The sequence below is a fragment of the Allomuricauda ruestringensis DSM 13258 genome (assembly GCF_000224085.1).
GTDB classification, from domain to species: domain Bacteria; phylum Bacteroidota; class Bacteroidia; order Flavobacteriales; family Flavobacteriaceae; genus Flagellimonas; species Flagellimonas ruestringensis.
In genome coordinates, this window is sequence record NC_015945.1 from 2,706,050 (window position 1) to 2,731,981 (window position 25,932).

At 44.0% G+C, this 25,932-nt stretch carries 19 protein-coding genes and 2 tRNA genes; 13 read left to right on the plus strand and 8 right to left on the minus strand.

Annotation, left to right across the window (positions count from 1 at the left end; all coding sequences use genetic code 11):
- Positions 1-110 precede the first annotated feature (110 nt).
- Complete coding sequence (locus MURRU_RS12155) at positions 111-2,666, minus strand: ATP-dependent Clp protease ATP-binding subunit (protein ID WP_014033769.1); 2,556 nt, start codon at positions 2,664-2,666, stop codon at positions 111-113.
- A 260-nt stretch (positions 2,667-2,926) separates the two neighbouring features.
- Between MURRU_RS12155 and gyrA the strand changes: the two genes are divergently transcribed.
- Both gyrA and MURRU_RS12165 read left to right on the plus strand, forming a co-directional pair.
- Positions 2,927-5,455 (plus strand): DNA gyrase subunit A, encoded by a 2,529-nt coding sequence (gene gyrA / locus MURRU_RS12160; RefSeq protein ID WP_014033770.1) that lies wholly within the window; start codon positions 2,927-2,929, stop codon positions 5,453-5,455.
- A 40-nt stretch (positions 5,456-5,495) separates the two neighbouring features.
- Positions 5,496-6,758 (plus strand): tetratricopeptide repeat protein, encoded by a 1,263-nt coding sequence (locus MURRU_RS12165; RefSeq protein WP_014033771.1) that lies wholly within the window; start codon positions 5,496-5,498, stop codon positions 6,756-6,758.
- Positions 6,759-6,808: 50 nt separating this feature from the next.
- On the opposite strand, the gene MURRU_RS12170 is transcribed toward MURRU_RS12165, so the two are convergent.
- Positions 6,809-7,561 carry a C40 family peptidase gene (locus MURRU_RS12170; RefSeq protein ID WP_014033772.1) on the minus strand — a complete coding sequence of 251 codons (753 nt, stop codon included), beginning with the start codon at positions 7,559-7,561 and terminating at the stop codon, positions 6,809-6,811.
- Between the two features lie 116 nt (positions 7,562-7,677).
- On the minus strand, positions 7,678-8,853 hold the full coding sequence (locus MURRU_RS12175) for an acetyl-CoA C-acyltransferase (RefSeq protein ID WP_014033773.1): 1,176 nt from the start codon (positions 8,851-8,853) through the stop codon (positions 7,678-7,680).
- A 113-nt stretch (positions 8,854-8,966) separates the two neighbouring features.
- Here MURRU_RS12175 and MURRU_RS12180 point away from each other — a divergent pair, with 113 nt between their 5' ends.
- The 10 genes from MURRU_RS12180 (at position 8,967) to MURRU_RS12220 (ending at position 22,128) form a co-directional block, all read left to right on the plus strand.
- Positions 8,967-11,003 carry an HD family phosphohydrolase gene (locus tag MURRU_RS12180; RefSeq protein WP_014033774.1) on the plus strand — a complete coding sequence of 679 codons (2,037 nt, stop codon included), beginning with the start codon at positions 8,967-8,969 and terminating at the stop codon, positions 11,001-11,003.
- 113 nt (positions 11,004-11,116) lie between these two features.
- A tRNA-Ser gene (locus tag MURRU_RS12185) sits at positions 11,117-11,200 on the plus strand.
- A 134-nt stretch (positions 11,201-11,334) separates the two neighbouring features.
- Positions 11,335-11,409: transfer RNA gene (locus MURRU_RS12190), tRNA-Pro, on the plus strand.
- Positions 11,410-11,631: 222 nt separating this feature from the next.
- Positions 11,632-12,918: a site-specific integrase gene (locus tag MURRU_RS12195; RefSeq protein WP_014033775.1), complete on the plus strand. Its 1,287-nt coding sequence runs from the start codon at positions 11,632-11,634 to the stop codon at positions 12,916-12,918.
- A 173-nt stretch (positions 12,919-13,091) separates the two neighbouring features.
- The gene (locus MURRU_RS12200) at positions 13,092-13,517 is read left to right on the plus strand and encodes a hypothetical protein (protein ID WP_014033776.1); all 426 of its coding nucleotides are present in this window, start codon (positions 13,092-13,094) and stop codon (positions 13,515-13,517) included.
- Between the two features lie 243 nt (positions 13,518-13,760).
- Positions 13,761-14,018 (plus strand): DUF6660 family protein, encoded by a 258-nt coding sequence (locus MURRU_RS18225; RefSeq protein WP_417870668.1) that lies wholly within the window; start codon positions 13,761-13,763, stop codon positions 14,016-14,018.
- Positions 14,019-14,142: 124 nt separating this feature from the next.
- Positions 14,143-18,483 carry a CusA/CzcA family heavy metal efflux RND transporter gene (locus MURRU_RS12205; RefSeq protein ID WP_014033778.1) on the plus strand — a complete coding sequence of 1,447 codons (4,341 nt, stop codon included), beginning with the start codon at positions 14,143-14,145 and terminating at the stop codon, positions 18,481-18,483.
- Positions 18,484-18,487: 4 nt separating this feature from the next.
- Positions 18,488-19,687, plus strand: a complete 1,200-nt coding sequence (locus MURRU_RS12210) for an efflux RND transporter periplasmic adaptor subunit (RefSeq protein WP_014033779.1) — start codon at positions 18,488-18,490, stop codon at positions 19,685-19,687.
- A 15-nt stretch (positions 19,688-19,702) separates the two neighbouring features.
- Positions 19,703-20,119 (plus strand): Fur family transcriptional regulator, encoded by a 417-nt coding sequence (locus MURRU_RS12215; protein ID WP_014033780.1) that lies wholly within the window; start codon positions 19,703-19,705, stop codon positions 20,117-20,119.
- A 44-nt stretch (positions 20,120-20,163) separates the two neighbouring features.
- Positions 20,164-22,128 (plus strand): heavy metal translocating P-type ATPase, encoded by a 1,965-nt coding sequence (locus MURRU_RS12220; protein ID WP_041801506.1) that lies wholly within the window; start codon positions 20,164-20,166, stop codon positions 22,126-22,128.
- Between the two features lie 160 nt (positions 22,129-22,288).
- On the opposite strand, the gene MURRU_RS12225 is transcribed toward MURRU_RS12220, so the two are convergent.
- The 5 genes from MURRU_RS12225 to MURRU_RS12245 all read right to left on the minus strand — a co-directional run bounded on the left by MURRU_RS12225 (position 22,289) and on the right by MURRU_RS12245 (position 24,529).
- Positions 22,289-22,618: a YnfA family protein gene (locus tag MURRU_RS12225; protein WP_014033782.1), complete on the minus strand. Its 330-nt coding sequence runs from the start codon at positions 22,616-22,618 to the stop codon at positions 22,289-22,291.
- Positions 22,618-23,067 (minus strand): hypothetical protein, encoded by a 450-nt coding sequence (locus MURRU_RS12230; protein WP_014033783.1) that lies wholly within the window; start codon positions 23,065-23,067, stop codon positions 22,618-22,620. Before MURRU_RS12230 ends, MURRU_RS12225 begins: the two co-directional genes overlap by 1 nt.
- 277 nt (positions 23,068-23,344) lie before the next feature.
- Positions 23,345-23,554 (minus strand): GDCCVxC domain-containing (seleno)protein, encoded by a 210-nt coding sequence (locus tag MURRU_RS18100; protein WP_014033785.1) that lies wholly within the window; start codon positions 23,552-23,554, stop codon positions 23,345-23,347.
- Positions 23,554-24,156 (minus strand): mercuric transport protein MerTP, encoded by a 603-nt coding sequence (gene merTP, locus MURRU_RS12240; protein WP_014033786.1) that lies wholly within the window; start codon positions 24,154-24,156, stop codon positions 23,554-23,556. The genes MURRU_RS18100 and merTP overlap by 1 nt, the downstream gene beginning before the upstream one ends.
- Before the next feature lies 1 nt (position 24,157).
- Positions 24,158-24,529, minus strand: coding sequence for an ArsR/SmtB family transcription factor (locus MURRU_RS12245; RefSeq protein WP_014033787.1), 372 nt, complete (start codon positions 24,527-24,529; stop codon positions 24,158-24,160).
- A 501-nt stretch (positions 24,530-25,030) separates the two neighbouring features.
- On the opposite strand from MURRU_RS12245, the gene MURRU_RS12255 reads away from it, so the two are divergent.
- Positions 25,031-25,867, plus strand: coding sequence for a DUF932 domain-containing protein (locus MURRU_RS12255; protein ID WP_014033788.1), 837 nt, complete (start codon positions 25,031-25,033; stop codon positions 25,865-25,867).
- Positions 25,868-25,932 lie beyond the last annotated feature (65 nt).

Below are 25,932 nucleotides of genomic sequence, written 5' to 3' on the forward strand. Positions count from 1 at the left end.
TCAAAGGAAAAATAATAGATTAAACGCTAAAATATCTTATGTATGGTAATTATAGGGTATAAAAAAAGCTGACCGAAGTCAGCTTTTAAAAACAAATTATTTTAAAAAAATTACTTTTCAGCTTCGGGTGATTTTTCAGCTTTTTTTATTTTGATGGTGAGTTCTTCTTTTTTCTCATCCAAGTCCATAAAAATACTGTCGCCCTCTTCCAATTTGGAGTTTACGATTTCCTCGGCCAGTGTATCTTCTATATATTTTTGGATAGCTCTTTTAAGAGGTCGTGCCCCATATTGCTTATCGAAACCTTTATCGGCAATGTAATCTTTTGCTTTATCAGAAAGATTTAAGTCGTACCCGATGTCCTTGATCCTCTCGTACAATTTGTTCAATTCGATATCGATGATTTTGTGGATGTCCTCTCTTTCCAGTGCATTGAATACCACTACATCGTCTATCCTGTTTAAAAATTCTGGAGCAAACGCCTTTTTCAATGCATTTTCGATGACACTTTTTTGATGTGTATCGGCCTGTGCTTTTTTGGCTGCCGTACCAAAACCTACGCCTTGTCCAAAATCTTTCAATTGTCTTGCACCGATATTGGAGGTCATGATGATTATGGTGTTCCTAAAATCGATTTTACGCCCAAGGCTATCGGTAAGGAATCCATCATCCAGCACCTGTAACAACATATTGAATACATCTGGATGCGCTTTTTCCACTTCGTCCAACAATATTACGGAATATGGTTTACGGCGTACTTTTTCGGTCAACTGCCCGCCTTCTTCATAACCCACATATCCGGGAGGTGCACCTACCAATCTCGAAATGGCGAATTTTTCCATGTATTCGCTCATATCTATGCGGATAAGGGCATCTTCGGAATCAAAAAGTTCCTTAGCCAATATTTTGGCCAATTGGGTCTTACCGACTCCGGTTTGTCCCAAGAATATAAATGAACCAATAGGTTTGTTTGGATCCTTGAGTCCGGCACGGTTTCGTTGTATGGCCCTTGCCACTTTGGACACGGCTTCATCTTGACCAATTACAAAACCTTTAATGAGGTTTGGCAGCTCGGCCAATTTATTGCTTTCGGTCTGTGCTATTCTGTTTACGGGAATGCCGCTCATCATGGAAACTACATCGGCAACATTATCTTCGCTAACGGTTTCCCTGTGCAGTTTGCTTTCTTCTTCCCAGCGTTCTTGAGCGGATGCCAAATCCTTTTCCAGACGTTTTTCGTCGTCCCTAAGTTTGGCGGCCTCTTCGTATTTCTGCTTTTTAACAACGCTGTTCTTTAGTTCTCGAACATCTTCCAGCTGGCTTTCCAGCTCCAAAATTTGTTTGGGAACGTCCATGTTGACGATGTGTACCCTAGACCCTGCTTCGTCCAGTGCATCAATGGCCTTGTCGGGAAGGAAGCGGTCCGTCATGTAACGGTTGGTCAACTTTACACATGCTAAAATAGCTTCGTCGGTATAGTTTACGTTATGATGCTCTTCGTACTTTCCTTTGATGTTCATTAAAATTTCGATGGTTTCTTCCACGGTGGTAGGTTCTACCATTACCTTTTGGAAGCGACGCTCCAAGGCACCATCTTTTTCTATGTATTGTCTGTACTCATCAAGCGTTGTTGCACCGATACATTGAATTTCTCCTCTAGCCAGCGCAGGTTTGAACATATTGGAAGCATCCAAACTGCCCGTAGCTCCACCGGCACCAACAATAGTGTGTATCTCATCAATGAACAAGATGATATCGTCATTCTTCTCCAACTCGTTCATTACGGCCTTCATCCGCTCCTCAAATTGGCCACGGTATTTTGTACCTGCGACCAAAGAGGCCAAATCTAAGGTTACCACGCGTTTGTTGTAAAGAATACGTGATACCTTCTTATTGATGATACGCAGCGCCAATCCTTCGGCGATGGCACTTTTACCTACACCGGGCTCACCAATAAGCAGTGGATTGTTCTTTTTTCTACGGCTCAATATTTGGGAAACACGCTCAATTTCCTTTTCTCTGCCCACTACGGGGTCCAATTTGTTGTCTTCGGCCAGTTTGGTCAGGTCGCGTCCAAAATTGTCCAAAACAGGTGTTTTGGACTTTTTGCTTCCTTTTTGGGAAGCACTGGAACCGAAAGAGCTTTCTTTGCTATCTCCCATATCATCTGTGTCCCCGGGGAAGGATTCCGCTTGCGGGGTATCTATATAATCGTCATCACTAGTGATCATGGATTTAAACTGTTCTTTGACATTGTCGTAATCCACTTTCAGTTTGTGCAATAGTTTAGTTGTTGGATCATTCTCGTTCCTCAAAATACAGAGCAGCAAATGTGCTGTGTTGATGGAAGAACTTTGGAAGAGCTTTGCTTCCAAAAAAGTAGTCTTCAGGGCCCGTTCTGCTTGGCGGGTCAAATGAAGATTCTTTTTGTCCTTCTGTATTGTTCCTGTATTCGGATTTGCGGGACTCAGGATTTCCACCTTTCTACGCAGGTGGTCCAAATCCACATCGAGTGCATCCAATATATTTATGGCTTTGCCATTTCCGTCTCTTAAAAGACCTAGCATAAGGTGTTCCGTGCCAATAAAATCATGGCCCAGTCTCAGGGCTTCTTCCTTGCTGTATGCTATAACGTCCTTTACGCGGGGGGAAAAATTATCGTCCATACGTTTCTTTTTCAGCAATTAAAATTAATAAAAGTATTGTTACGGTGGTCAAATACCGTACCCTTATTCGATAAAGTAGTGGTAAATGTCGGAATAATTGCCATTTTTTACTGATTTAACAAAGGTTTATTATCACATTTATAATTATGTCCGCACTGTTGATAATTTTTTTAATAAAGTAATCGCAAAGCGTTATAAAAGCTGCTATTTTCTGTATATTGCCATGATAATTTAACCACAAAAATCAATAATAAATAAGCATGGCGGAAGGAGAAAAGTTAATTCCTATTAATATAGAGGATGAGATGAAATCTGCCTACATTGATTATTCAATGTCGGTCATTGTGTCACGTGCCCTGCCAGATGTTCGTGATGGTTTAAAGCCTGTACATAGAAGAGTGCTCTACGGAATGCACGATTTGGGAGTAAGGTCCAATAGTTCGCATAAAAAGTCTGCCCGTATTGTTGGGGAGGTTTTGGGTAAATATCACCCACATGGCGATTCTTCAGTTTATGATACCATGGTACGTATGGCCCAGGAATGGAGCCTTAGGTACATGTTGGTCGATGGCCAGGGTAACTTTGGTTCCGTTGATGGGGACAGCCCTGCGGCCATGCGATATACCGAGGCCAAAATGCGCAAGATCGCAGAGGAGATGTTGGCCGATATCGATAAGGACACCGTGGATCATCAGCTCAATTTTGATGATACCATAATGGAACCTACCGTATTGCCCACCCGTATTCCCAACTTGTTGGTGAACGGGGCTTCTGGTATTGCAGTTGGTATGGCCACAAATATGCCACCGCACAATTTGTCGGAAGTGGTGGACGGTACTATAGCTTATATAGATAACCACGATATTGAAATAGATGAGCTCATTACGCACATTAAAGCTCCCGATTTTCCAACTGGGGGGCTCATTTATGGGTACGACGGCGTAAAGGAAGCTTTCCACACAGGTAGAGGACGTGTGGTAATGCGGGCCAAGGCGACCATCGAAGAAGTTCAAGGGAAAGAAAGTATAGTTGTTACCGAAATCCCTTATCAGGTCAACAAGGCGGATATGATCAAAAAGACCGCCGATTTGGTCAATGAAAAGAAAATAGAGGGAATATCCAACATTAGGGATGAGTCCGATAGAAACGGAATGCGTATCGTATATATTTTGAAACGAGATGCCATTCCGAACATCGTACTTAATATGTTGTACAAGTACACGGCGCTTCAATCATCTTTTAGTGTCAACAATATTGCACTGGTAAAAGGTAGACCGGAGCTTTTGAACCTAAAGGAGATCATCCATCACTTTGTGGAGCACAGACACGAGGTTGTGGTTCGAAGAACAAGATTTGAGCTGAAAAAAGCCGAAGACCGTGCGCACATATTGGAAGGACTTATTATTGCTTCTGATAATATTGACGAGGTAATTGCCATTATTAGGGGATCTTCCAATGTTGAAGAAGCACGGAATAGTTTGATCGAGCGTTTTAAATTGACCGAGGTTCAGGCCAAGGCCATTGTGGAAATGCGCTTGCGTCAGCTTACCGGTCTGGAGCAAGATAAATTGCGTGAAGAACATGCGGAACTTTTAAACACCATTGAGGATTTAAAAGATATTCTTGAAAAGAAAGAACGCAGAATGCAGATCATCAAAGATGAGCTTCTTGAAGTTAAGGAGAAGTATGGTGATGAAAGAAGGTCCGAAATCAACTACGCCGGAGGGGATCTGAGCATCGAGGATATGATTCCGGACGAGCAGGTCGTCATTACCATTTCCCATGCTGGCTATGTCAAAAGAACACCACTTACAGAGTATAAGACCCAAAATAGGGGAGGAGTTGGCCAAAAGGCATCCTCTACCCGAAACGAGGATTTCTTGGAACATTTGTTTGTGGGCACCAACCACCAGTACATGTTGTTCTTTACCCAAAAGGGAAAATGTTTCTGGATGCGCGTCTACGAAATTCCTGAGGGCAGTAGGACATCCAAAGGAAGGGCCATTCAAAACTTGATCAATATAGAGCAAGATGACAAGGTAAAGGCCTTTATCTGTACCCAAGACCTCAAGGACGAGGAATACGTGAACAGTCACTTTGTGATTATGGCCACCAAAAAAGGTACCGTTAAAAAGACTTCCTTGGAACAATATTCCAGACCGCGTCAAAATGGTATCAATGCCATCACCATTCGCGAGGATGATGAACTATTGGAAGCTAAACTGACAACGGGTACCAGCCAAATATTCCTAGGTCTTAAATCAGGAAAAGCTATTCGTTTTGAAGAATCCAAGACAAGACCGATGGGTAGAAATGCATCTGGTGTACGAGGTATCAGATTGGCTGATGATAACGATGAGGTTGTAGGAATGGTGTCTGTCCACAATTTTGAGGACGATATTCTGGTAGTTTCGGAAAGAGGCTATGGAAAACGTTCCAATATAGAAGACTACAGGATTACCAACAGGGGTGGAAAAGGTGTCAAAACCATTTCCATTACAAAGAAAACAGGGGATCTTGTCGCTATCAAAAATGTTACGGACACGGATGATTTGATGATTATTAACAAATCCGGAATTGCCATCCGAATGGGTGTCGAGGACCTTAGGGTTATGGGAAGGGCAACACAAGGGGTTCGCTTGATCAATCTTAAGGATAGTGACTCCATTGCGGCTGTTGCCAAAGTAATGAAAGAAGATGATCCCGTAGAGGAAGTCGATATCATGGATATTGAAGTCAAAGGGGAGGATGGCACGGCTATTGATGATAATACCGACGAAAAAGAATAAGCAATAATCGATTAACACTAAATAATTACAATTTTTTAACATGAGAACAAGAATATTAATACTATTGGCCATAGGAATATCCACAATGGGGTTTGCCCAAAAGGATGAGATGAAGGCTGCGGAAAAGGCACTTAAAGATGGTGATGCCGCAGCGGCAAAAGCTGCGTTGACCAGTGCTGCTTCCACTATTGATTCGGCCAAGGAGAAAGACCAGGCCGAGTACTATGCGCTTTTAGGAAATGCAAACTACGAATTGGCCAAAAAAGGAGATGTAGCTTCTTTTCAGTCTGCTTTGGATGCATACAACAAGGTAATCGCGGTAGAAGAAGCCAGCGGCAAATCTAAATACACCCCTGTTGCCCAAGAGAAAATGGGACAAATGACCGCTGATTTGGTCAATTCCGCAGTTGAGGACAACAACAACAAAAAGTTTAGTGAAGCTGCTGAGAAGTTGTATATGAGCTACAAGCTAAGCCCAAAAGATACGGTATACCTTTATTACGCAGCAAGTAGTGCGGTAAACGGACAAGACTACGAAGAGGCCTTAAAATATTACAAGGAGCTTAAAGATGTAGGTTACAATGGAGAATCTGTAACCTATACTGCGGTTAATGTAGAGACAGGAGAGACAGAAAGTATGGACAAGGCCACTCGTGATCTTTATGTAAAAGCGGGAACGCACAAGGATCCAAAGGAAGAGGTGAGCCCATCTAAAAAACCGGAAATCGTAAAGAATATTGCACTGATTTATCAGCAAATGGGAGAGAATGAAAAAGCTATCGAAGCTTATGCCGATGCAAGGGCTGAAAACCCGGACGATGTAAATTTGGTTTTGGGAGAAGCGAACTTGTACTATGCCATCGGTGACAAAGAAAAATTCAAGGAATTAATGGGACAGGCTTCTGCTATGGCTCCGGACAATGCCGATTTGCTTTACAATATTGGTGTTATCAACATGGAGCAAGGAAACTTGGAAGATGCAAGGGATGCTTATAAAAAAGCGTTGGCGATTGATCCAGGTTATATCAATGCCTTGTTGAACCTATCTACAACGTATGTGAATGAAGGTAACGGTCTTATTGATGAAATGAACGAATTGGGAACTTCAAAAGAGGATATTGCCAAGTACGATGAGCTTAAGGAGAAAAAAGACAGCCTTTTTAGAGAAGGGGCTGCAGTTTTGGAAGATGCACTCCAGTCCAATCCGGACAACGAAAGCATCTTGACCCAGTTGAAAAATATCTATGGAGCTTTGGGTGATAACGAAAACTTCATGAGAATCAAAAAACTTTTGGGAGAGTAATCACAATTCTTCCTAAAAAAGAGAGCCCCGTTTATTCGGGGCTTTTATTTTTATATCACTTTTTTAATGACCCTAAGTTGATGGGTATACCGTTTTTCTTCTGAATTGAAGATGCCGGTATGGTCTATCCTATCTATCCGAACGAGACCATTTACGTGTATGATATAGTTGTCTTTTAAAATAATACCGACATGGTCTATGATACCTTCGTTGTCATCAAAAAAGGCCAAGTCGCCAGGTTCGCTCTCTTCAATAAAGCTCAGGGCTTCACCTTGCTTGGATTGCCCTTCTGCCGTTCGTTCCAAAGAATACCCATTTATTTTATAGACCATTTGGGCAAACCCGGAACAATCGATTCCAAACGGAGTTTTTCCGCCTGCAAGAAAAGGGGCTTTTAAATACATAATGGCCGTATCAACCAAACTATCCTTCGGGTTTTTACCGCTATGGATACTGCCCTCAAAAGTGTGGTTCAATAATTCCGGAGCGTTGATCATAGATCCTATGAGGATAGGCAATAGCATACCATCATTGGTGTAGATATGGGATATAACATCGGAACATATCTTTTTTGGTTCCAGCGCTTCTAGGTTATTATATACTTCCTCGGCAATAAGTTTGAGTTGGTTGTTGGGTATCCAACCCTCAAAATTGTCATAAGCTGCCCGAATTCTGCTCCATTTTTTTCTGCTCTCCAAAACCTTGAAATGCTCGCCATATAATAATTGGGATGACATTTCGGCACAATCGTCCGGGTTTGTTCTAATGGGAACAATACTTAGAGGACAAATTCCATATTGCATTTACTGTACAGATTGAATCCCTCATTGAGGGTTTTATTCCCCGACGTTCTTTGTCGAAATGAATTAATTATTTTCGTTTGAATACCTCATGGGACCGCCCCGAGGTAGTTGGGTCACTAATTTCTTTCCAAAACAATCGATGAAGCTCCACCGCCACCGTTGCAAATGGCAGCAGCTCCCAGTTTGGCATTGTTTTGTTCCAATATATTCAACAATGTTATGGTAATTCTTGCTCCCGAGCAACCCAAAGGATGTCCCAGCGATACCGCCCCACCGTTTACATTTACATTGGAATCATTCAGTCCAAGGATTTTCATGTTGGCCAATCCAACCACCGCAAACGCTTCATTGAACTCAAAATAATCAATATCCTCAATGGAGACCCCCGCACGATCCAGAGCCTTGGGTAAGGCCTTTGCAGGTGCGGTTGTAAACCACTCGGGTTCATGGGCGGCATCAGCATACCCTTTAATGGTGGCCAAAGGTGTTAAACCAAGTTCCTTGGCCTTTTCTTCACTCATCAAAACAACCGCGGCAGCACCATCGTTAATTGTTGATGCATTGGCTGCGGTAACTGTTCCATCTTTGGTAAAAGCAGGCCTTAGCGACGGTACTTTTTCCAATTTCACATTTTTGAATTCTTCGTCTTCACTTACAACAATAGGTTCTCCTCTTCGTTGAGGCACTTCAACGGGAACCACTTCGTTATCGAACTTTCCGCTTTTCCAAGCTTCGGCCGATCGCTTGTAGGATTGTATGGCATAGGTGTCTTGGTCTTCTCGACTAAATTTATATTCCGTCGCACAGGCATCGGCACAAACGCCCATGGCATTTTGGTCGTAGGCATCTACAAGGCCATCCTTCTGCATTCCGTCCATTAGGGTTGCTGGACCAAACTTGGTTCCTTTTCTCATGTAAGCATAGTGGGGTATAAGGCTCATGTTCTCCATGCCTCCGGCCACGACAATGGAATTTTCGCCCAAAGCAATGGACTGAGCGCCTTGCATAATGGCTTTCATACCCGAAGAGCATACTTTATTTACGGTTGTGCAGGGCACGGTATTGGGGATGCCGGCAAAAATAGCAGCTTGTCTGGCAGGTGCCTGTCCGGTACCTGCTTGTACCACGTTACCCATCAAAACTTCTTCAACAAGTTCGGGTTTTAGACCTATTTTGTCCAAAGCCCCTTTTATGGCCACAGCTCCCAATTTTGGGGCAGGAACGCTGGATAGTGCTCCCATAAAACTTCCAATTGGGGTCCTTGCAGCGGAAACGATTACTACTTTTTTCATATGTGCATTTTTACTCTTGCGAAAATACTAAATTTAAATGCAAACCGATAAGGAGCTCGGGCAACGGACTTCTTATATATATTTTCTATTTTTGAAGCTAACAGTTTTAGGGAATGGGAAAAACTTTGGATAATGTATATAAACACCAATCGCTGGTCTACAAATATTTCCTGTATGTAGTTTCGATTGCCCTGATTGTATTCTTTTTCCCAAAAGGGGGGAAATTTAAGTACGAGTTTCAAAAGGGCAAACCGTGGCAATATGAAAACCTGTATGCCCCTATTGATTTTTCCATAAAAAAGACCCAAAAGGAGATAGAAGAGGAAAAATCCTCGATCAGGGCCAATAAAACCGACTATTACACCTATAATGCTTCTGTGGTTTCTGATGTTAGAGCAGAAGTTGCTGCAGAGTTGAATACACTTTTTCAATCGGGCAACTTTTCTTCACAACAACGACAGTCTTTGAGGAGTCTTTTTGAAGAAGTTCTTGAAGACATTTATACTGATGGAATTTTTCAAACTTTACCGGAATCCGAATCCACTGTAGTGGTAAAAAATAATGAAGCACAACCTGTTTCTCCAAGTGATTATTTAGTTCTTGAGCAAGCTAAAAGAGAAATATCGAGCCGTTTTTCAGGGGCCAACATGGTTGGGGCTCCTCGTTTGACCGGAATATTAAGAAATAGTCTAAAAGCAAATCTTTTTTATGATGAAGCCCTAACTGAAAGTGCTTTAAGTGATGAGCTTTCAAAGATTTCGTACACTCGTGGCGAAGTGGACCAAGGAAAATTGATCATTGCCAAAGGGGAAATTGTGGAGTCGGAGGACTTTAAAATATTGAACTCCCTTAAAGATGAGTATGAGTCGAAGCTCTGGATGGGAAGCAATTATTATTTTATTTTACTTGGGTATACCGTATTGGTAGCGTTGGTGCTCATTATGTTGTTCCTGTTTTTAAAACGATACAGGAACGAGATTTTCCAGAACAATAACAAGGTGACTTTTATTTTCTTCAACATTTTGTTGATGGTACTTGCCACCACATTGATGACGAAGCACTACGAGAACTATATCTATATGGTTCCCCTGTGTATTTTACCATTGGTGTTGAAAAACTTTTTTGATGCCAGGTTAGGGCTGTTCGTTCATGTGTTGACTGTTTTGATTCTCGGTTTTGTTGTACCCAACAGTTTTGAATATATCTTTTTACAGACGATTGCTGGTATTGTTACCATTTTAACGGCCTCAGAGCTATATAAAAGAGCCAATCTGTTTATATCGGTAGGTCAGATTACCTTGATCTACATAGTTGGTTATTTTGCCTTCCATGCCATTCATGAAGGTAATTTGCAAAATATTGAATGGATATTGTTTGGTGTTTTTGTGCTGAATGGTCTTTTGACGCTTTTTGCCCAACCGCTGATCTATATGTTCGAGAAAGTGTTCGGACTTGTATCCGATGTGTCGTTGTTGGAACTTTCCGACACCAATTCTAAATTGCTCAAGGAATTATCGGACAAAGCGCCAGGCACCTTTCATCATTCTTTACAAGTAGCGAATCTTGCAGAGGCCGCGGCCAACGAAATAGGTGCCAATGCCATGTTGGTTAGGGTAGGGGCGCTTTACCACGATATTGGTAAGATGGAGCGTCCGACCTATTTTACCGAAAATCAGATTACCAACGTTAATCCGCATGATGATTTACCGCCCAAGGAGAGTGCCAAGATTATTGTAGACCATGTAATCAATGGGATAGAAATAGCCCGAAAAAGCAATCTGCCAGACCGTGTTATTGATTTCATCAGAACCCACCATGGAACAACTGTGGTCTACTATTTCTATAAAAAACAACAAGAATTGGATCAAGAGGTGGATGAGGAAGATTTTAAATACCCTGGACCAATACCTTTCTCCAAGGAAACTGCAATTTTAATGATGTCGGATGCTGTAGAAGCTGCCTCTAAAAGTTTGAAGGACCCCACCTTTACCATTATTGATGAATTTGTAGAGAAAATAGTGAAGGGACAGATGCAGGCCAACCAGTACTTGAATGCCAATATTACCCTCAAGGAAATTGAAATGGTAAAGAAGGTGCTCAAACAAAAGCTTACAAACATCTATCATTTAAGGGTGGAATATCCTGAATAGCAGAGAGCTGATAAAAGTTCCATTAAAAAAATGGAAAAATAGTTGCGATCTTACATCTGAAAAGGTACATTTGCATCCGCATTTTCAGAGTGCACGTTCATAATAAATTAATTGGAGAGGTGCCGGAGTGGTAACGGAGCAGATTGCTAATCTGTCAGCGCGTAAGTGCTGCCCGGGTTCGAGTCCCGGTCTCTCCGCTTTTTCCAACACACCTCGGGGTGTAGCACCTCGACATTGCTCGGTATAAACTCCGCCCGAGCGGGCTACTTCAAAAAGTGGTTTGTAATTTGGAGTTTGAAAAATTGAAATTTTCAGTCATCACGACTGTCTTCGGGGTGTAGCGTAGCCCGGTTATCGCGCCTGCTTTGGGAGCAGGAGGTCGCAGGTTCGAATCCTGCCACCCCGACAGAAATGGTTTAATTGACAACAATTAAAACCATAATTAATTGAAAGCCAGAAAATTAATATTTTCTGGCTTTTTTTGTTTTGGTCTGAAATCAAGGGTGAGGATGTCCTATATGATGTCCTATTTTTGTCGGGGAAAATTTATTAACTTGTACTTCCCGATTTGATTTTTCGTGTGATTTGACTTTCGCTCAACGGATTGTTCCACTTAAGGCGAAAACACATGAACAGCTCTAATTCATTCAGTATCAGCTTTTGGCTAAAAAAAACGGCCAAAAAAAAAGATGGGCGGATTCCCATTTATGCCCGGATAAGATTTGAGGGCCGTTATTCCGACCTCAGTGTCCACAGATCGACTTTTGAAGAACGATGGTGTCCTATTTTGGGCAAAATCGATCATCGTGCCAATGAAGCGAACAGTATCAACCGATATCTAGACGATGTCCACGCCAAACTCTTGGAGTGCCATCGCCAGTTAATAGCGGAGGGAGCGGTGATCAATGCGAAGATCATCAAATTGCGCTACCTTGGAAAGGACAGGGTGGTCAGGACATTAAAGGACATCATCGAATTCCACCGTGACCATGAAATGCCAAAATTGGCAATGGGCACGATCAAGAACTACTCGGCCACGGAAACCTATCTCTTACGGTTTGTCAAAAAAAAGTTCAACTCGCAAGACATAAAACTGTCCTTTATAGATTATGCCTTTTTGGTCGAGTTCGAGAGCTTCCTTAGAAATGGTACCCCGATTAACAAGGCACAGCCTTTGACCAACAATGGTATTATGAAACATATGGAACGCTTCAAGAAATTGGTGGGCACTGCCTTTAAGTTTGGGGCTATCCCTCAAAACCCCTTCAACTTTTACCATATGAAGTTCGAAGAGTACGAAAGTGATTTTTTGGAGGAAGAGGAAATACAAAGATTGTTTTCAATGCACATTGACGAAGGCGGCATCGCCATTGTAAGGGATATTTTTCTTTTTGCGTGTTATACAGGCCTAAGCTATATTGAGGTCAAGCTCTTAAAGAGAGGTGATATTGTAACAGGAATAGATGGAGAAGAGTGGATCAATGTCAAACGGAAGAAGACCAAGACACCTGTGAGGGTTCCCCTGCTGTATCATGCCAAGGCCATATTGGACAAGTATTCCGATCATCCCAATGTCGATAATGACCATACGTTATTGCCTGTATTTTCCAATCAAAAGGTAAACAAATACCTAAAGGTGATTGCCACCAAGGCACAAATCGATAAGCACCTGACCTTTCATGTGGCCAGGCACACTTTTGCGACCACTATCACCCTGATGAACAATGTGCCCTTGGAAACGGTATCCAAGCTATTGGGGCACACCAAACTATCGACCACCCAAAAATATGCAAGGGTGGTGGAGAAAAAAATCAGCAAGGATATGGCCCAGTTGAAAGCGGTTCTCGAAAAAAGTCCCGAAAAGGAAGTAGTGAATGGCCAGAAACCTGAGGCCAACCTGCGAATCATAAGATAAAATTTAATAGCTTAACCAATATCATCGAAAGCTAAGCCCGCAAAAGTTTGTCGGACAAGGGACGGCATAAAGCCGCTCCTTTGTCCCTTTTTATTCCGTTTCCTTGCCGCTCCAAAATTTTGTCTACCACTTGTTCCATGCTCAAATATTGTTTAATTAAAAATTCATTTAACATGGAAACAAAAACAAAAGAGACCGGAACCAAGAAAACGGTAACAAGGCAAAAAGCATCCAACAAGGATGTCAAGGACCAATTGACCAAGGAAGCCACGTCAAGCATCAATGGGGCCGAAAAGCCCAAAGAAGGTAAGGCACCGGTGGTGGTTCCCAAAATCAGCATCGACAGCCGGATCCAGAAGTTTGAAAAGTTGAGAGGCTTGGCGACCAACAGGGAACGCCTGAACCAGACCCTTGGAGAACTCACCAAGTTCAACTACAACCAGGACGGTTCCAGTTCGTTTTACATCAGGGATTCCCATGGTCTGGAGTTCAAGACCACCAACAGCAATCTCATCAATTTGGTTACCACCCAATTACAGAAGACTTTGGAACAACGAAAGTCGGAGTTTGAGCAGGAGATTCTTGCATTCGAACTGTAATAGGTCCAAAAACCTTAAAGCCCATCCGATTATTCGGATGGGCTATTTTTTTTGGTACAATTGATTTAATGATATAGTCCAGCAATAAGGTGATGTTTTTTTTTGAATTACAAATATGATTGCTTTCACGAAACACTTCTCAAAACCATTATTTGCAATACAGTTGCACCTAAATCTTTTTATCTTTGCCTCGTGAAATTTTTGGCAATCATATTATCCTTTTACTTTTTGGCGCTTAATACTGTGCCTTGTGGTGATACAGCGAATGGTTCCAATGATTCCCAAGTTGTTACGGTAATCGATATTGATACAGACCATGACCAAGATTGTGGGCTGTGTTCACCATTCTGCCAATGTCATTGTTGCCATGTCCACACCATAGATTTCGGACTTGTCACATTCGAACCGCTTCAGCCTGAAATCCCACACGAATTCTTTGCCCATTTTGATGACCTCGGCAAGGATATCCCACATTCTATTTTACAGCCCCCTCGGGCATGATCCAGTTTTTGTAGGATAAAACTATCCTGTTTTGATGTGTCTTTTTCATGGATACGTTCATATCGTGCGTTGCTTTTTGTCAATGTACCCGACGAGAATTTAAACTGAATCAATACCCTTATACATGATCAACAGAATCATTGATTTTTCAATCAATAATAAATTTATTATTGGTCTGCTCACCCTCGCATTGATCGGTGCGGGCGTTTATAGCATGACCCGAGTTCCGATCGATGCCGTGCCGGATATCACCAATAATCAAGTGCAGGTCATTACACAGTCGCCCAATCTGGGAACGGAGGATATAGAGCAATTTGTTACCTATCCCGTTGAGGTTGCCATGAGCAATCTGCCCAACGTCAAGGAAATCCGTTCTGTTTCCCGTTTTGGACTTTCCGTTGTTACCATTGTATTTGATGACGATGTGGGCACCTATTTACCCAGACAGCTCGTCGCCGAAAAACTGCCCGAGGTTCAGGAACAGATCCCTTCGGGCTTTGGCAAACCCGTTATGGGACCGATTTCAACGGGATTGGGCGAAATCTACCAATATATCCTTGAAGTCGATGATGGACATCAAGGCGAATATTCGTCAACGGAACTGCGAACGATCCAGGACTGGATTGTACGGAGACAGATGGCCATGGTCCCCGGGGTGGTCGAGGTAAACGCCTTTGGTGGCAATAAGAAGCAATACGAAGTGGCGGTTGATCCGGACGAACTCCGTGCCATTGGCATTACCATTACTGAAGTGTTCTCGGCCCTCGAAAACAACAATCAGAATACCGGTGGTGCCTATATCGAGCGTAACCACCAAGCCAACTTTATCCGAGGCGAGGGGCTGGCCAGGACCATTTCGGATATCGAAAACATGGTGGTCAAGACCGTTAATGGCATTCCCATCAAAGTGAAGGATATAGGAATGGTAAGTATGGGGAGTGCGGTACGCTACGGTGCGCTCACCAAAGATGGAAAGGGCGAAGCCGTGGGCGGAATGATCTTGATGCTCAAAGGGGCTAATTCCAACGAGGTGATCGAAAACGTGACCCAACGGGTGGAACAGATACAACAGTCCCTTCCTGAAGGTGTTTCCATTAAGCCTTTCCTTGACCGTAGTGAATTGATTGCCGAGACAACAGGTACTGTAACGGGGAACCTTCTGGAAGGTGGCCTTATCGTGATCTTCGTGTTGGTCTTGTTGTTGGGGAATTGGCGTGGAGGACTTATTGTGGCTTCGACCATACCCTTATCCTTATTGTTTGCCTTCATCCTGATGAATGTTTTTGACGTATGGGCAAACTTGATGAGCTTGGGGGCAATCGATTTTGGAATCATTGTAGATGGTGCGGTGATCATCGTAGAGGGTACCGTTTTCTTAATGTACTCCTATGTGGTCAAAAAGAAAGCCGTAAGCAAAGAAAAACGGGACGACATCGCCGCTAAGGCCTCCAAAAAAATGATGAATGCCGCCTTCTTTGGCCAGCTGATCATTTTGATCGTATTCCTGCCCATTTTGGCTTTGGAGGGTGTTGAAGGGAAAATGTTCCAGCCCATGGCCCTGACCTTCATTTTTGCGATGATCGGGGCAATGCTATTGTGCCTTACCTATGTGCCGATGGTTTCGGCCTTGTTCCTACGACCGCCAAAATCCGAAAAACAATCCTATGGCGATAGGTTCGTGCATTGGATCGAGCGGAAATATGAACCACTGTTGACCAAGTCACTTTCCAAGGCCAAAGTGGTCGTAAGCATTGCCATTGCCCTTTTTGCGGTTGCCATTTTCGTCTTTACGAGAATGGGCGGCGAGTTTATACCACAATTGGACGAAGGCGATATTGCCTTCCACGCTATCCTGAAACCCGGCAGTTCCCTGTCGGAAACCATCGAAACCACCACAAAGATTGAGCGCATCGTGAAGGCCGAATTTCCAGAGGCGGAAACCGTTCTCAGTCGTATCGGTGTCGCCGATGTACCTACCGACCCGATGCCCATGGATATCGCCGATGTATTCGTCATCCTCAAACCAACGGATGAATGGACATCTGCGGATAGCAAGGACGAACTGGTGGAAAAAATGAAGGAGGCCATCAGTATCGTTCCAGGTGTGAACTTTGAATTTACCCAGCCTATCGAAATGCGCTTCAACGAACTGCTTACGGGGGTCCGAGAGGATGTGGCCATTAAATTGTTCGGGGAAGACCTTGACGTATTGGCAAGCAAGGCCGAGGAAATGGGGGAAATCATTGCCACCGTTCCCGGTGTGGCCGATATGAAAGTAGAGGCCACGGACGGCCTGCCCCAAATCACCATCGACTACAACCGCGATAAATTGGCACAGTACGGTCTTAAGATCAACCAACTCAATAAAGTGGTACAGGCAGCCTTTGCGGGTGGAAAGGCTGGCGTGATCTTCGAGGGCGAAAAAAGGTTTGACCTAGTGGTAAGGCTTCAAAAGGAAAACAGGCAAAGCATCGAGGACATCCAAAACCTGTTCATCAACCTGCCCAATGGCTCCCAAATCCCATTACGGGAAATTGCCGATGTAAGTTATGAACCCGGTCCGATGCAGATAAGCCGTGACAATACAAATAGACGGACCTATGTAGGTATCAATATTCGCGACCGTGATGTAAAATCGGTGGTAGAGGATATCCAGGCAAAATTGGACGCCCAGTTCGACCTGCCCGCAGGATATTACATTCGGTATGGTGGAGCTTTCGAAAATCTGGAACGCGCCAGCAATAGATTGCAAACTGTTGTCCCTATTGCCTTGTTCCTGATTTTCATATTGATCTATTTTGCGCTAAAGTCCTTTCCACAGACCTTGATGATCTATCTCGCCATCCCAATGGCCACCATTGGTGGTGTATTCGCCCTGTGGTTAAGGGATATGCCCTTCAGTATTTCCGCAGGCGTCGGCTTTATCGTGTTGTTTGGTGTGGCCGTTCTGAACGGGCTGGTCATGATCAGTGGTCTGAATGAACTGAAAGAAGAAGGGGTAACCGATCTTAAAGATAGAATTATAGAAGGCACCAAGCGAAGGATACGTCCCATTATGCTGACGGCCTTTACCGATATTTTAGGTTTCCTGCCCATGGCCATTTCCGCATCGGCAGGGGCAGAAGTACAACGCCCTTTGGCCACCGTTGTCATTGGCGGCTTGCTAACTTCGACCCTCTTGACGCTCTTTATCCTTCCCATCTTTTACCAATGGGTCGAGGGACGTTCGGAACGGAAGAGGCCCAACCCAAAATGGATTACCCCTACGGTCATGATCTGTCTTTTGTTCACTACCGTTTGCGCAAAAGCACAAGAAGTTCAACCGCAAGATTCTCTGCCTACTATTTCATTGGAAGATGCCGTGGAAATTTCCAAGAAAAACTATCCGTTGTTGAAAACAAAACAATGGGAAGTCCAAAAACAAACCGCCCTTAAAGGAACGGCCTACGACCTTGGCAATACCCAAGTCTTCACAGGTGGCGAAGAAATTGTGGATGGAAAAGGAATTTATACCTTGGTAGGGGTTGGACAACAGAATATCGACCTTTTGGGCATCAGTGCAAAAAAGCGTTTGCAGAAACAACGCATCGCTTTGGCCGAGACAGCTCTTGACCTTTCCGGACTGCAAGTAGAACAGGAAGTGAAAAAAGCGTGGTCGGAAGCCTATCGACAACGACAGAAATTTGAACTGTACCATGAACTGGATTCCATTTATTCACAGTTTAAAAAAGCAATAGAGCTCAACTTCAAGGTGGAAGCCATTTCCAGATTGGAATATTCATCGGCTACAAATCAGGCCTTGCAAATCAGCAATAAACTGCAACAGGCGGAAAGCGATTATGCCATCGCCCTGCAAAAGCTCAATCTATGGTTGGTTTCGGATATCTTCTATTCAGTGCCAGCAAAACTTAATGAAAGCGCGGTAACGGTTTTGGAATTGGATGGGGATTTGGGAAAACATCCAGAGCTGGAACTTTCACAAAGGCGCATCGAGGAGGCCGGGGCCACCTATGATGCGGCACGTGCCGATCTCCTGCCTAAGTTCAACCTTCAGGGCGGACTGCAACAGATCAATGGCGATAGCGGGTTCTACAACTATCAAGCCGGTATTTCGGTTCCTTTGTTTTCGGGTACCGAGCGCAGTCGGGCCAAGGCCGCTAAAATTGAAAGTGAAATCGCAAAGACCAATGCGGATTATGCCAAACGCCAGCTGCAATCCGAATATCGGCAGGCCGTGCAAGCCTATCTGAAATGGAGGGCATCGTGGCAATTTTATAGGGACAAGGCCTTGCCACTTGCCCAAGAGCAGCGCAAGGGTGCATTGTTGGCCTACAGGGAAGGTGCGGTGGACTATGCAGCGTTCACACAAATTGTTCGGGATGCCATAAACACGGAAATGGATGCCCTTGACGCCCTTGACAACTATCTAGAATCAGTATTTGAACTACAATATTTTAAACAATAGACAAATGAACAATCTTTTTAAATATAGCCTTATTGGGCTCGTGACGATGCTCTTGGCACTTACTTCCTGTGGGAATTCCAGAGCCGATACCGAGGAGGCAATGCAAAAAAATCCTGAAGTGGGCGAAATGCAGAAAGAAGGTGAAGTCAAGGAAGCCATGCTAACGGAAGCGCAATACCGCAACCTTAACATGAAAATTGATACACTTGCCCAACGTGTCATGAAGCAGTATGTGGAGGCCAATGGGCAACTGGAGGTCCCACCACAGAACGAAGCGACCATTACTACCGTCGTAGGTGCCAATGTGGTGTCCATAGAGGTCATTGAAGGCGACAAAGTAAGCAAAGGACAAACGGTTGCCTATCTGTCCCACCCCAACATCATCCAGAAACAGACCGATTACCTGAACGCCTACAGCAACAGCCAGTTTCTTATGAAGGAATTTGAAAGACAAAAAACCTTGTATGATGCGGGGGTGGGCAGTGGGGCGAATTTTCAAAAGGCCGAAGCGGAATACCGGGCATCCCAAAGCCTGGCAAAGGGATTGGAAGCACAGTTGCTACAATTGAACATTGCCGCATCCGGGGTGAGAAACGGGACTATTTATCAACAGGTTCCATTGCGAAGTCCCATTGAGGGATTTGTCCAAAAAGTAGCGATCAAGACCGGGCAGTACGTAGAACCGCAGACCGACCTATTTGAAATCGTTGATACCCATCACGTCCATGCCGATTTAATGGTGTTTGAAAAGGATGTGTACAAAGTAAATGTAGGGCAGCAAGTATCCTTTAATGTTCAATCCATTCCCGGGAAGGAACTTACCGCGAAAATTTATTCCGTTGGGAAAACTTTCGAGCAAAATCCCAAAGCGATACACGTCCATGCTGAAATCGAGAACAAGGAAGGGCAGCTGATCCCCGGGATGTATGTTGAAGGACGTATAGAAATCCAAAATTTCGAAACCATTGCGGTCCCTGAAAGTGCAATCAGTTCGAACGAAGGAAAAAAATATATTTTTAGGGCGGACCGGGAAGGCAATGACTGGAGCTTTAAACCCGTAGAAATTACCACAGGCCCCCATGAGGGGGATTGGGTCGCCATCAGTTTTGTAGACTCCGTTGGACCAAACACTACATTTGCATACAACAATGCCTACTATTTGATGGCCCAAATGAAAAAAGGGGATGCGGGCCATAGCCATTGATAAAATAACATTACGATGACAGAAATTGAAAAAACATTGGAAAACAAAGGTGTCCGCCCCACGGCGATGCGTATCTTGATCTATAAATATATGGCTGAAAAGGAAGTGGCCATTGCCCTGACCGATATAGAGAACGCTTTCTCGAAAGCCGACAGAACCACCTTGTACCGGACCCTGAAAACCTTTGAGGAAAAACGCATTGTGCACCAAATAGATGATGGCACCAATATTTCAAAATATGCCCTGTGCGAGCCAGGTTGCAATTGTGAAATGGAACAAGATCTGCACCTGCACTTTCATTGCGGTAACTGTGATGAAACGGTGTGTCTCACTGAGCATAAGATCCCCCATATCAATCTGCCCGATGGGTATGTGGCCGAAAATGCCAATTTGGTCATTAAGGGAATCTGCGACAAGTGCAGCGGACAATAAATGCACTTCCGTTGCACCAAACATATAACGACCTTTCGATCATTATGAAAAAGAAAAAAGTAAAACTACGTGACCTGGGTTCAAAAGAACACCAGGGCGAAAACGGACACGAAAGTGGCCATAACCCTAGCGGTCCTAAAGGTGTATCTAAATTCAAGCCTTATTTACCGGCCATTTTCAGCTTTATAATGCTCATTATCGGCATTGCTGTGGACTATTTTGATACTTTGCCTTTTTTCAAGGGTTGGATAAGGGTAGCATGGTACACCCTTGCTTATTTACCTGTTGGTTTTCCTGTCATCAAGGAGGGTTGGAACAGTATCAAACATGGTGATTTCTTTACTGAATTTTTCCTGATGTCCATTGCCACTTTGGGGGCCTTTGCCATAGGCGAATACCCTGAAGGCGTAGCCGTAATGCTATTCTATGCCGTGGGCGAACTGTTTCAAAGTGCAGCTGTAAACCGGGCAAAGGGGAACATCAAGGCCCTTTTGGATGCACGACCGGACGAAGCTCTGGTATTTCGCAAAGGGGGCTTTGTTGCCGTAAATCCCGAAACCGTCGAAGTTGGCGAAAAGATTCAGGTGCGCGTGGGCGAGAAAATTCCCTTGGACGGTATTCTGTTATCCGAAAGAGCTTCCCTCAATACGGCTGCCATCACTGGCGAAAGTAAACCTGATACCATAAACAAGGATGAAAAGGTCTTTGCCGGAAGTATTAACCTCGACAGTGTTGTCGAAGTGGAAACGACTAAGGAATTCAAGGACAGTTCCATTGCCCGGATTTTGGATATGGTGCAAAACGCGACAGCCCGGAAATCAAAGACCGAACTTTTCATTAGAAAATTTGCAAGGATCTATACGCCCATTGTGGTCTTTCTTGCTATCGGATTAACGTTCCTTCCCTACTTTTTTGTGGATGGTTACGTATTTAGGGATTGGCTTTACCGAGCCTTGATATTCCTTGTAGTTTCCTGTCCCTGTGCCTTGGTCATTTCCATTCCGCTCGGTTATTTTGGTGGTCTGGGTGCGGCATCCCGAAACGGGATCCTTTTCAAGGGCGCATCTTTTTTGGATGCAATGACCAAAGTGAACACGGTCGTAATGGACAAAACAGGGACCGTTACCAAAGGGGTTTTTAAAATCAAGGACATCAGGTCCACCCAATTTGAGGAGGCCGAGTTTATGAATTATTTGATGGCCATGGAAGAACAATCCACCCATCCCATAGCCAAGGCGGTTTTGGAATACAAGGCTGAGGGTACGGGTTTAGGGGCAACCGATGTATCGGAAGTTGCCGGAAAGGGGTTAAAAGGAACGGTCAACGGGAAAACGGTACTGGTGGGCAACAAAGCCTTGATGACCGCAAACCACATAGAGGTCCCTTTGAAAACCGATGCCATTGTGGAATCCATTGTCATGGTTGCCATTGACGGAAAATTTGCAGGCTATGTGACCATTGCGGATGAACTCAAGGAAGATGCACATCAAGCCATCAAGCAAATCAGGGGTGCCGGGATTTCGAAAATCATCATGCTCTCTGGTGATAAAGATTCCATAACGCAACAAGTTGCGAAAGAACTGAACATGGATTGGGCCAAGGGCGGCTTATTGCCCGAGGATAAGCTCAGCGAAGTGGAAGAACTTAAAAAACAACCCGGCACCAAAGTGGCCTTTATGGGGGATGGCATCAATGATGCACCCGTTCTGGCCGCCAGTGATGTGGGTATTGCCATGGGGGGTTTGGGCAGTGATGTGGCCATTGAAACTGCTGATGTCATCATCCAAACCGACCACCCGAGTAAGATGGCACGAGCGGTAAAAATCGGGCTCTCCACCCGTAGGATCGTATGGCAGAACATTGGTTTGGCATTTGGGGTGAAGCTAATCGTCCTTATTCTGGGCGCGGGTGGTTTGGCTACAATGTGGGAAGCGGTGTTTGCCGATGTGGGCGTGGCGCTTTTGGCAATATTGAATGCAATACGGTTACAGAAAATGAAATGGGAATAGGTCATTTAGTCAAGGGACCTTTTTAAATACAGTCCATTTTACTAAAAGAATGAAACCAAAAAAAGAGATACTCAAAAAGGTCAAATAAAAGACTTATTCCGCAACACTTTCAATTTTTAGCGGTTGGCTTTAAGGTGCAATGTTTGGGCCCTTTATTTTTTCAATTTCTCGGCGCATAGTAAATTATGCAGACACCCAATAAAGCAATCAAAGCACCGACAATATCGTACTTGTCCGGGGTGTAATTATCAAACTTCATTGACCATAGGATCGACATCACAATGAATATTCCTCCGTAAGTTGCATAGACCCTTGCAAAATTGGATGTCTGCCACGTTGCCACAACACCATAAAAAGCAAGTGCAAGTCCCCCCAAAAGCCCGAACCACCAAGGTTTATCCTCTCGCAACCATAGCCAAATGAGATAACCGCCCCCTATTTCGCAAAGCCCTGCAAGAATGAAAACAGGGATCGATCTAATCACTTCCATTACAGTCCGAGTTCTGATTGGACAAAGTCTTTGGCACCTTCCGGTCCAGTCAGTTCCAACCAAGCTTCGCTTTTGTCCCCACTGATGGAAAGGCCAAAAATGAAAAAAGTACAGCACGCCCTTTCTGTTTTAATGAACTCGGAGAGTTGGTCAAGTACCTTGTCGGTACCCGGAAACTGGAAAGCGTAGCCATCTTCCAATTCTTTTTTAATGAGCACTTGTTCCTTCAAGTCCTTCAGTACGGTTTCCTTTCGTTGAAGGAGTTCGGGTGTGGTCAGTTTACAGGAAAGATCGTTCGTTCTGTTCTTTGCTTTGATTTTTTTCATGTCGATTGATTTATTTTCCCTGTCGGCAATTGCCGATGGATTTAGGGCCGATGTTTTTTCTGTATTGTTGCAACCTACCAAAGTCAGGGTCGCTGAAAGCAGTAGCAAGGGTATTCGTTTCATTCCTATTTTTTTTAAGTTATCTTTTCAAAGATAGACCGTGGAGAATGGTCAACGATCAAACGAAATGTGAATTTTATCTTTAGAATAATATGCAAATTGGCCAGTTGTCCAAGAAAACAGGGTGGAAAAGACGAATGGACAGAACCTCCAAAAACGGATTTTTTCAGCCACAGCCAATTTTGTCTCAGAAGTTTGTTTTTCAAATAATTGCCAACGTTTTTGCTATGCTCAATTTTTTCTGGCAATGGTGGTGGTATACTTTGTCCGTCTTTTCCAGTTAACTACAACAATCTCCTTTCTGTTGAACGGGTGGACAAGCTACCGTGCCATAGGAGCAGAACACACAACAATCGCCCTCTTTTGGCCTTAAAACTTCCTTGCAATTTTCACAATCGTAAAAGAACTGGCAAGCCGTGGTCGGCATCAGTTCTTTTTTGCGGTGTCCGCATTTGGGACACGTAATGGTAGATGCTAACACAGTTTCCATTATTCGATGATCTTATATCCGGTTTTTTCAATGGCAGATGCTATTTCATTGGCACTTACTTTACTGTTATCAAACTTTACAACAGCCCGGGATGTCCCATAATTTGCATCTACTTCCAAAATGCCCTCTAGTTTGTTGACCTCGTTTTCAATATGGGCTTCGCAACCCGCACATGTCATTCCCTCTATGGAATAGGTCAATTCACTTACGTTACTTTCAGACACATAGACTATTTGCCTCTCAGCATTTGAGTCAGGGTAAAATATTTTAGAATAGTAGGGAAATGCCAACATTGTACCTGCAAAAATGGTAATCAAAAACAGGAAAGTCTTGGATTGTATAAACTTAGGTTTGTCATCCTCACAAGCGCAATCAATATCCTGTGGACGTGGTTTTAATTTTTGATACCACGCAAATCCAAGAATCAAAACGGTCACACCCATTAAAATAGGTCTGTACGGCTCTATCCAAGAAAATGTGGAAGCAATTCCAGTAGTGCCGGAAAGCAGAGCCAAGACAGGGGTGATACAGCACAGTGAGGCCACGAAAGCTGAAAATAATCCAGTAAATGCCGTTCGGTTGGATGTCCTCGTTTTTTTCATGTTATGCAATTTTTCTTTCAGAGGCCACATTGCTCAAAATAGCAGCCAAGAACGCTTCGTTCTCCTTGGAAATACGATATAATATCGTTTGTCCTGCTCTACGGGCAGAAATGACATTTGCATCCTTCATCTTACGTAAATGTTGGGAAATAGCCGGTACGCTCATTGCTAAAATATCGGCAAAATCACAGGGGCACAGTTCTGTTTCCCGTTGCAACAAATACAATATTTTAAAACGAACCTCATTGCCGGCCAGTGCCATAACTTTGCTTATTGCCTCGATAGAAGTTGTAACGGCGCTCAAATCTTCCTTGCATCGCAATATTTGAACATGATCGGCCTCTGCCCGGATACAACTATTTTGAATATCCATATGAACGATTTTCAACTAAATTACAATTCTATAATAATATAAGCAAATACTTAAATATGTAATTTCTATCCACGACCGTTTTTCTTAAGGATGGAATCCAAACGAATGATCTTCTATTGGAGTTTTTGTTCTTTTCCTTAGTATTCTGGTTGGATAAGCTTTTTTGGATTATCAATGATCCTTGATTTTAAAGCCTAAGATATATATGCTCAACCCACCACTTGATTCACTTTGCTGGGATAAATCGAAAACATCGGAACAAACTTTTATACTCGGGTCTTTACCCAAGTGGTTCAGATCATATGGTTTTCCACTTTGAATGACACCATGGCCCAACACCCCGACCAATCCTTTGCACCAAGGTAAACGTCGCATCCTGTCACCGGACAAGGGACGGCATAAAGCCGCCAATCGCTTTTTATTCCGTTTCCTTGCCGCTCCACAGCCTGCCTCCCGTTTGGATTTCCATGCAAATATTGTTTAACCTTAAATCCAATGATTATGTATTTAGACAGATTGCAACAGGACGAGGTCTTCGTACCGACCCAGGTAAGACCGTTAAATGAACTGACCCCAATGCCCTCCCGTAAAGGGCTGGAACGCGCCATTGTCAGCAATGGCAAGATTGTCAATATTGTGTCCAAGAGCTATGGGCACATCCCCAACGAGCTTTTCTTCAAAAAAGCGGAACAGATGCTCATCGATTCGGGTCTTGACTACCACCGCCAAACCATCAACCGCTCAGACCGTACCTTCTGCATGGACTTTATCCTTTCCGACAGCTCCCAGTTCTCGGTGGGCAATGGAGAGGATACCATTCTGCCCATGCTGCGGTTTACCAACTCCTACGATGGGAGCGAGCGCACCTCGGGACATTTTGGGTTCTACCGCCAAGTATGCTCCAATGGCCTGCACGTGGCACAGGCAGAGATTGCCTTTTCCATCAAGCACAGCACCAACGGCGCCCACTTGATCATGCCCGAGATGGAGGGGCTGTTCAAAAAGTTCATGGACAACGAGTTCTATACCATCTCCGACAGGTTCAGCCAAATGATGGCCGTCGAACTGGTGGACACCAAGACCTTCGTAAGGGAAGTGCTGGAACGTACCAAACTGTTCCGTTATGAGTGCAGCGACAAGAACGCAAACCCGTCCAAAAAGGCCCGTGAGGTCATCGACATATTGGACAATGAGGCCGTATTGTTGGGCACTGCCCCAAACCTCTGGTTGGGCTACAATGCCTTCAATGCCGTATTGCACGGTACCCTGAAACGAAGCTTTTCACGTCAAGAGCGTCTGGACAAACAACTCTTCCAGACCGTCCTTGACATGGCCTAAGTGTCCCGGTCGGTCATCAAGAGGGCACAACCCATGAAGGGATCGCCATTGCCAATACATCGACT

Coding starts and splice junctions, on each gene's coding strand:
- MURRU_RS12155 (WP_014033769.1), bottom strand. CDS start 2,666: ATGGACGATAATTTTTCCCCCCGCGTAAAGGACGTTATAGCATACAGC.
- gyrA (WP_014033770.1), top strand. CDS start 2,927: ATGGCGGAAGGAGAAAAGTTAATTCCTATTAATATAGAGGATGAGATG.
- MURRU_RS12165 (WP_014033771.1), top strand. CDS start 5,496: ATGAGAACAAGAATATTAATACTATTGGCCATAGGAATATCCACAATG.
- MURRU_RS12170 (WP_014033772.1), bottom strand. CDS start 7,561: ATGCAATATGGAATTTGTCCTCTAAGTATTGTTCCCATTAGAACAAAC.
- MURRU_RS12175 (WP_014033773.1), bottom strand. CDS start 8,853: ATGAAAAAAGTAGTAATCGTTTCCGCTGCAAGGACCCCAATTGGAAGT.
- MURRU_RS12180 (WP_014033774.1), top strand. CDS start 8,967: ATGGGAAAAACTTTGGATAATGTATATAAACACCAATCGCTGGTCTAC.
- MURRU_RS12195 (WP_014033775.1), top strand. CDS start 11,632: ATGAACAGCTCTAATTCATTCAGTATCAGCTTTTGGCTAAAAAAAACG.
- MURRU_RS12200 (WP_014033776.1), top strand. CDS start 13,092: ATGGAAACAAAAACAAAAGAGACCGGAACCAAGAAAACGGTAACAAGG.
- MURRU_RS12205 (WP_014033778.1), top strand. CDS start 14,143: ATGATCAACAGAATCATTGATTTTTCAATCAATAATAAATTTATTATT.
- MURRU_RS12210 (WP_014033779.1), top strand. CDS start 18,488: ATGAACAATCTTTTTAAATATAGCCTTATTGGGCTCGTGACGATGCTC.
- MURRU_RS12215 (WP_014033780.1), top strand. CDS start 19,703: ATGACAGAAATTGAAAAAACATTGGAAAACAAAGGTGTCCGCCCCACG.
- MURRU_RS12220 (WP_041801506.1), top strand. CDS start 20,164: ATGAAAAAGAAAAAAGTAAAACTACGTGACCTGGGTTCAAAAGAACAC.
- MURRU_RS12225 (WP_014033782.1), bottom strand. CDS start 22,618: ATGGAAGTGATTAGATCGATCCCTGTTTTCATTCTTGCAGGGCTTTGC.
- MURRU_RS12230 (WP_014033783.1), bottom strand. CDS start 23,067: ATGAAACGAATACCCTTGCTACTGCTTTCAGCGACCCTGACTTTGGTA.
- MURRU_RS18100 (WP_014033785.1), bottom strand. CDS start 23,554: ATGGAAACTGTGTTAGCATCTACCATTACGTGTCCCAAATGCGGACAC.
- merTP (WP_014033786.1), bottom strand. CDS start 24,156: ATGAAAAAAACGAGGACATCCAACCGAACGGCATTTACTGGATTATTT.
- MURRU_RS12245 (WP_014033787.1), bottom strand. CDS start 24,529: ATGGATATTCAAAATAGTTGTATCCGGGCAGAGGCCGATCATGTTCAA.
- MURRU_RS12255 (WP_014033788.1), top strand. CDS start 25,031: ATGTATTTAGACAGATTGCAACAGGACGAGGTCTTCGTACCGACCCAG.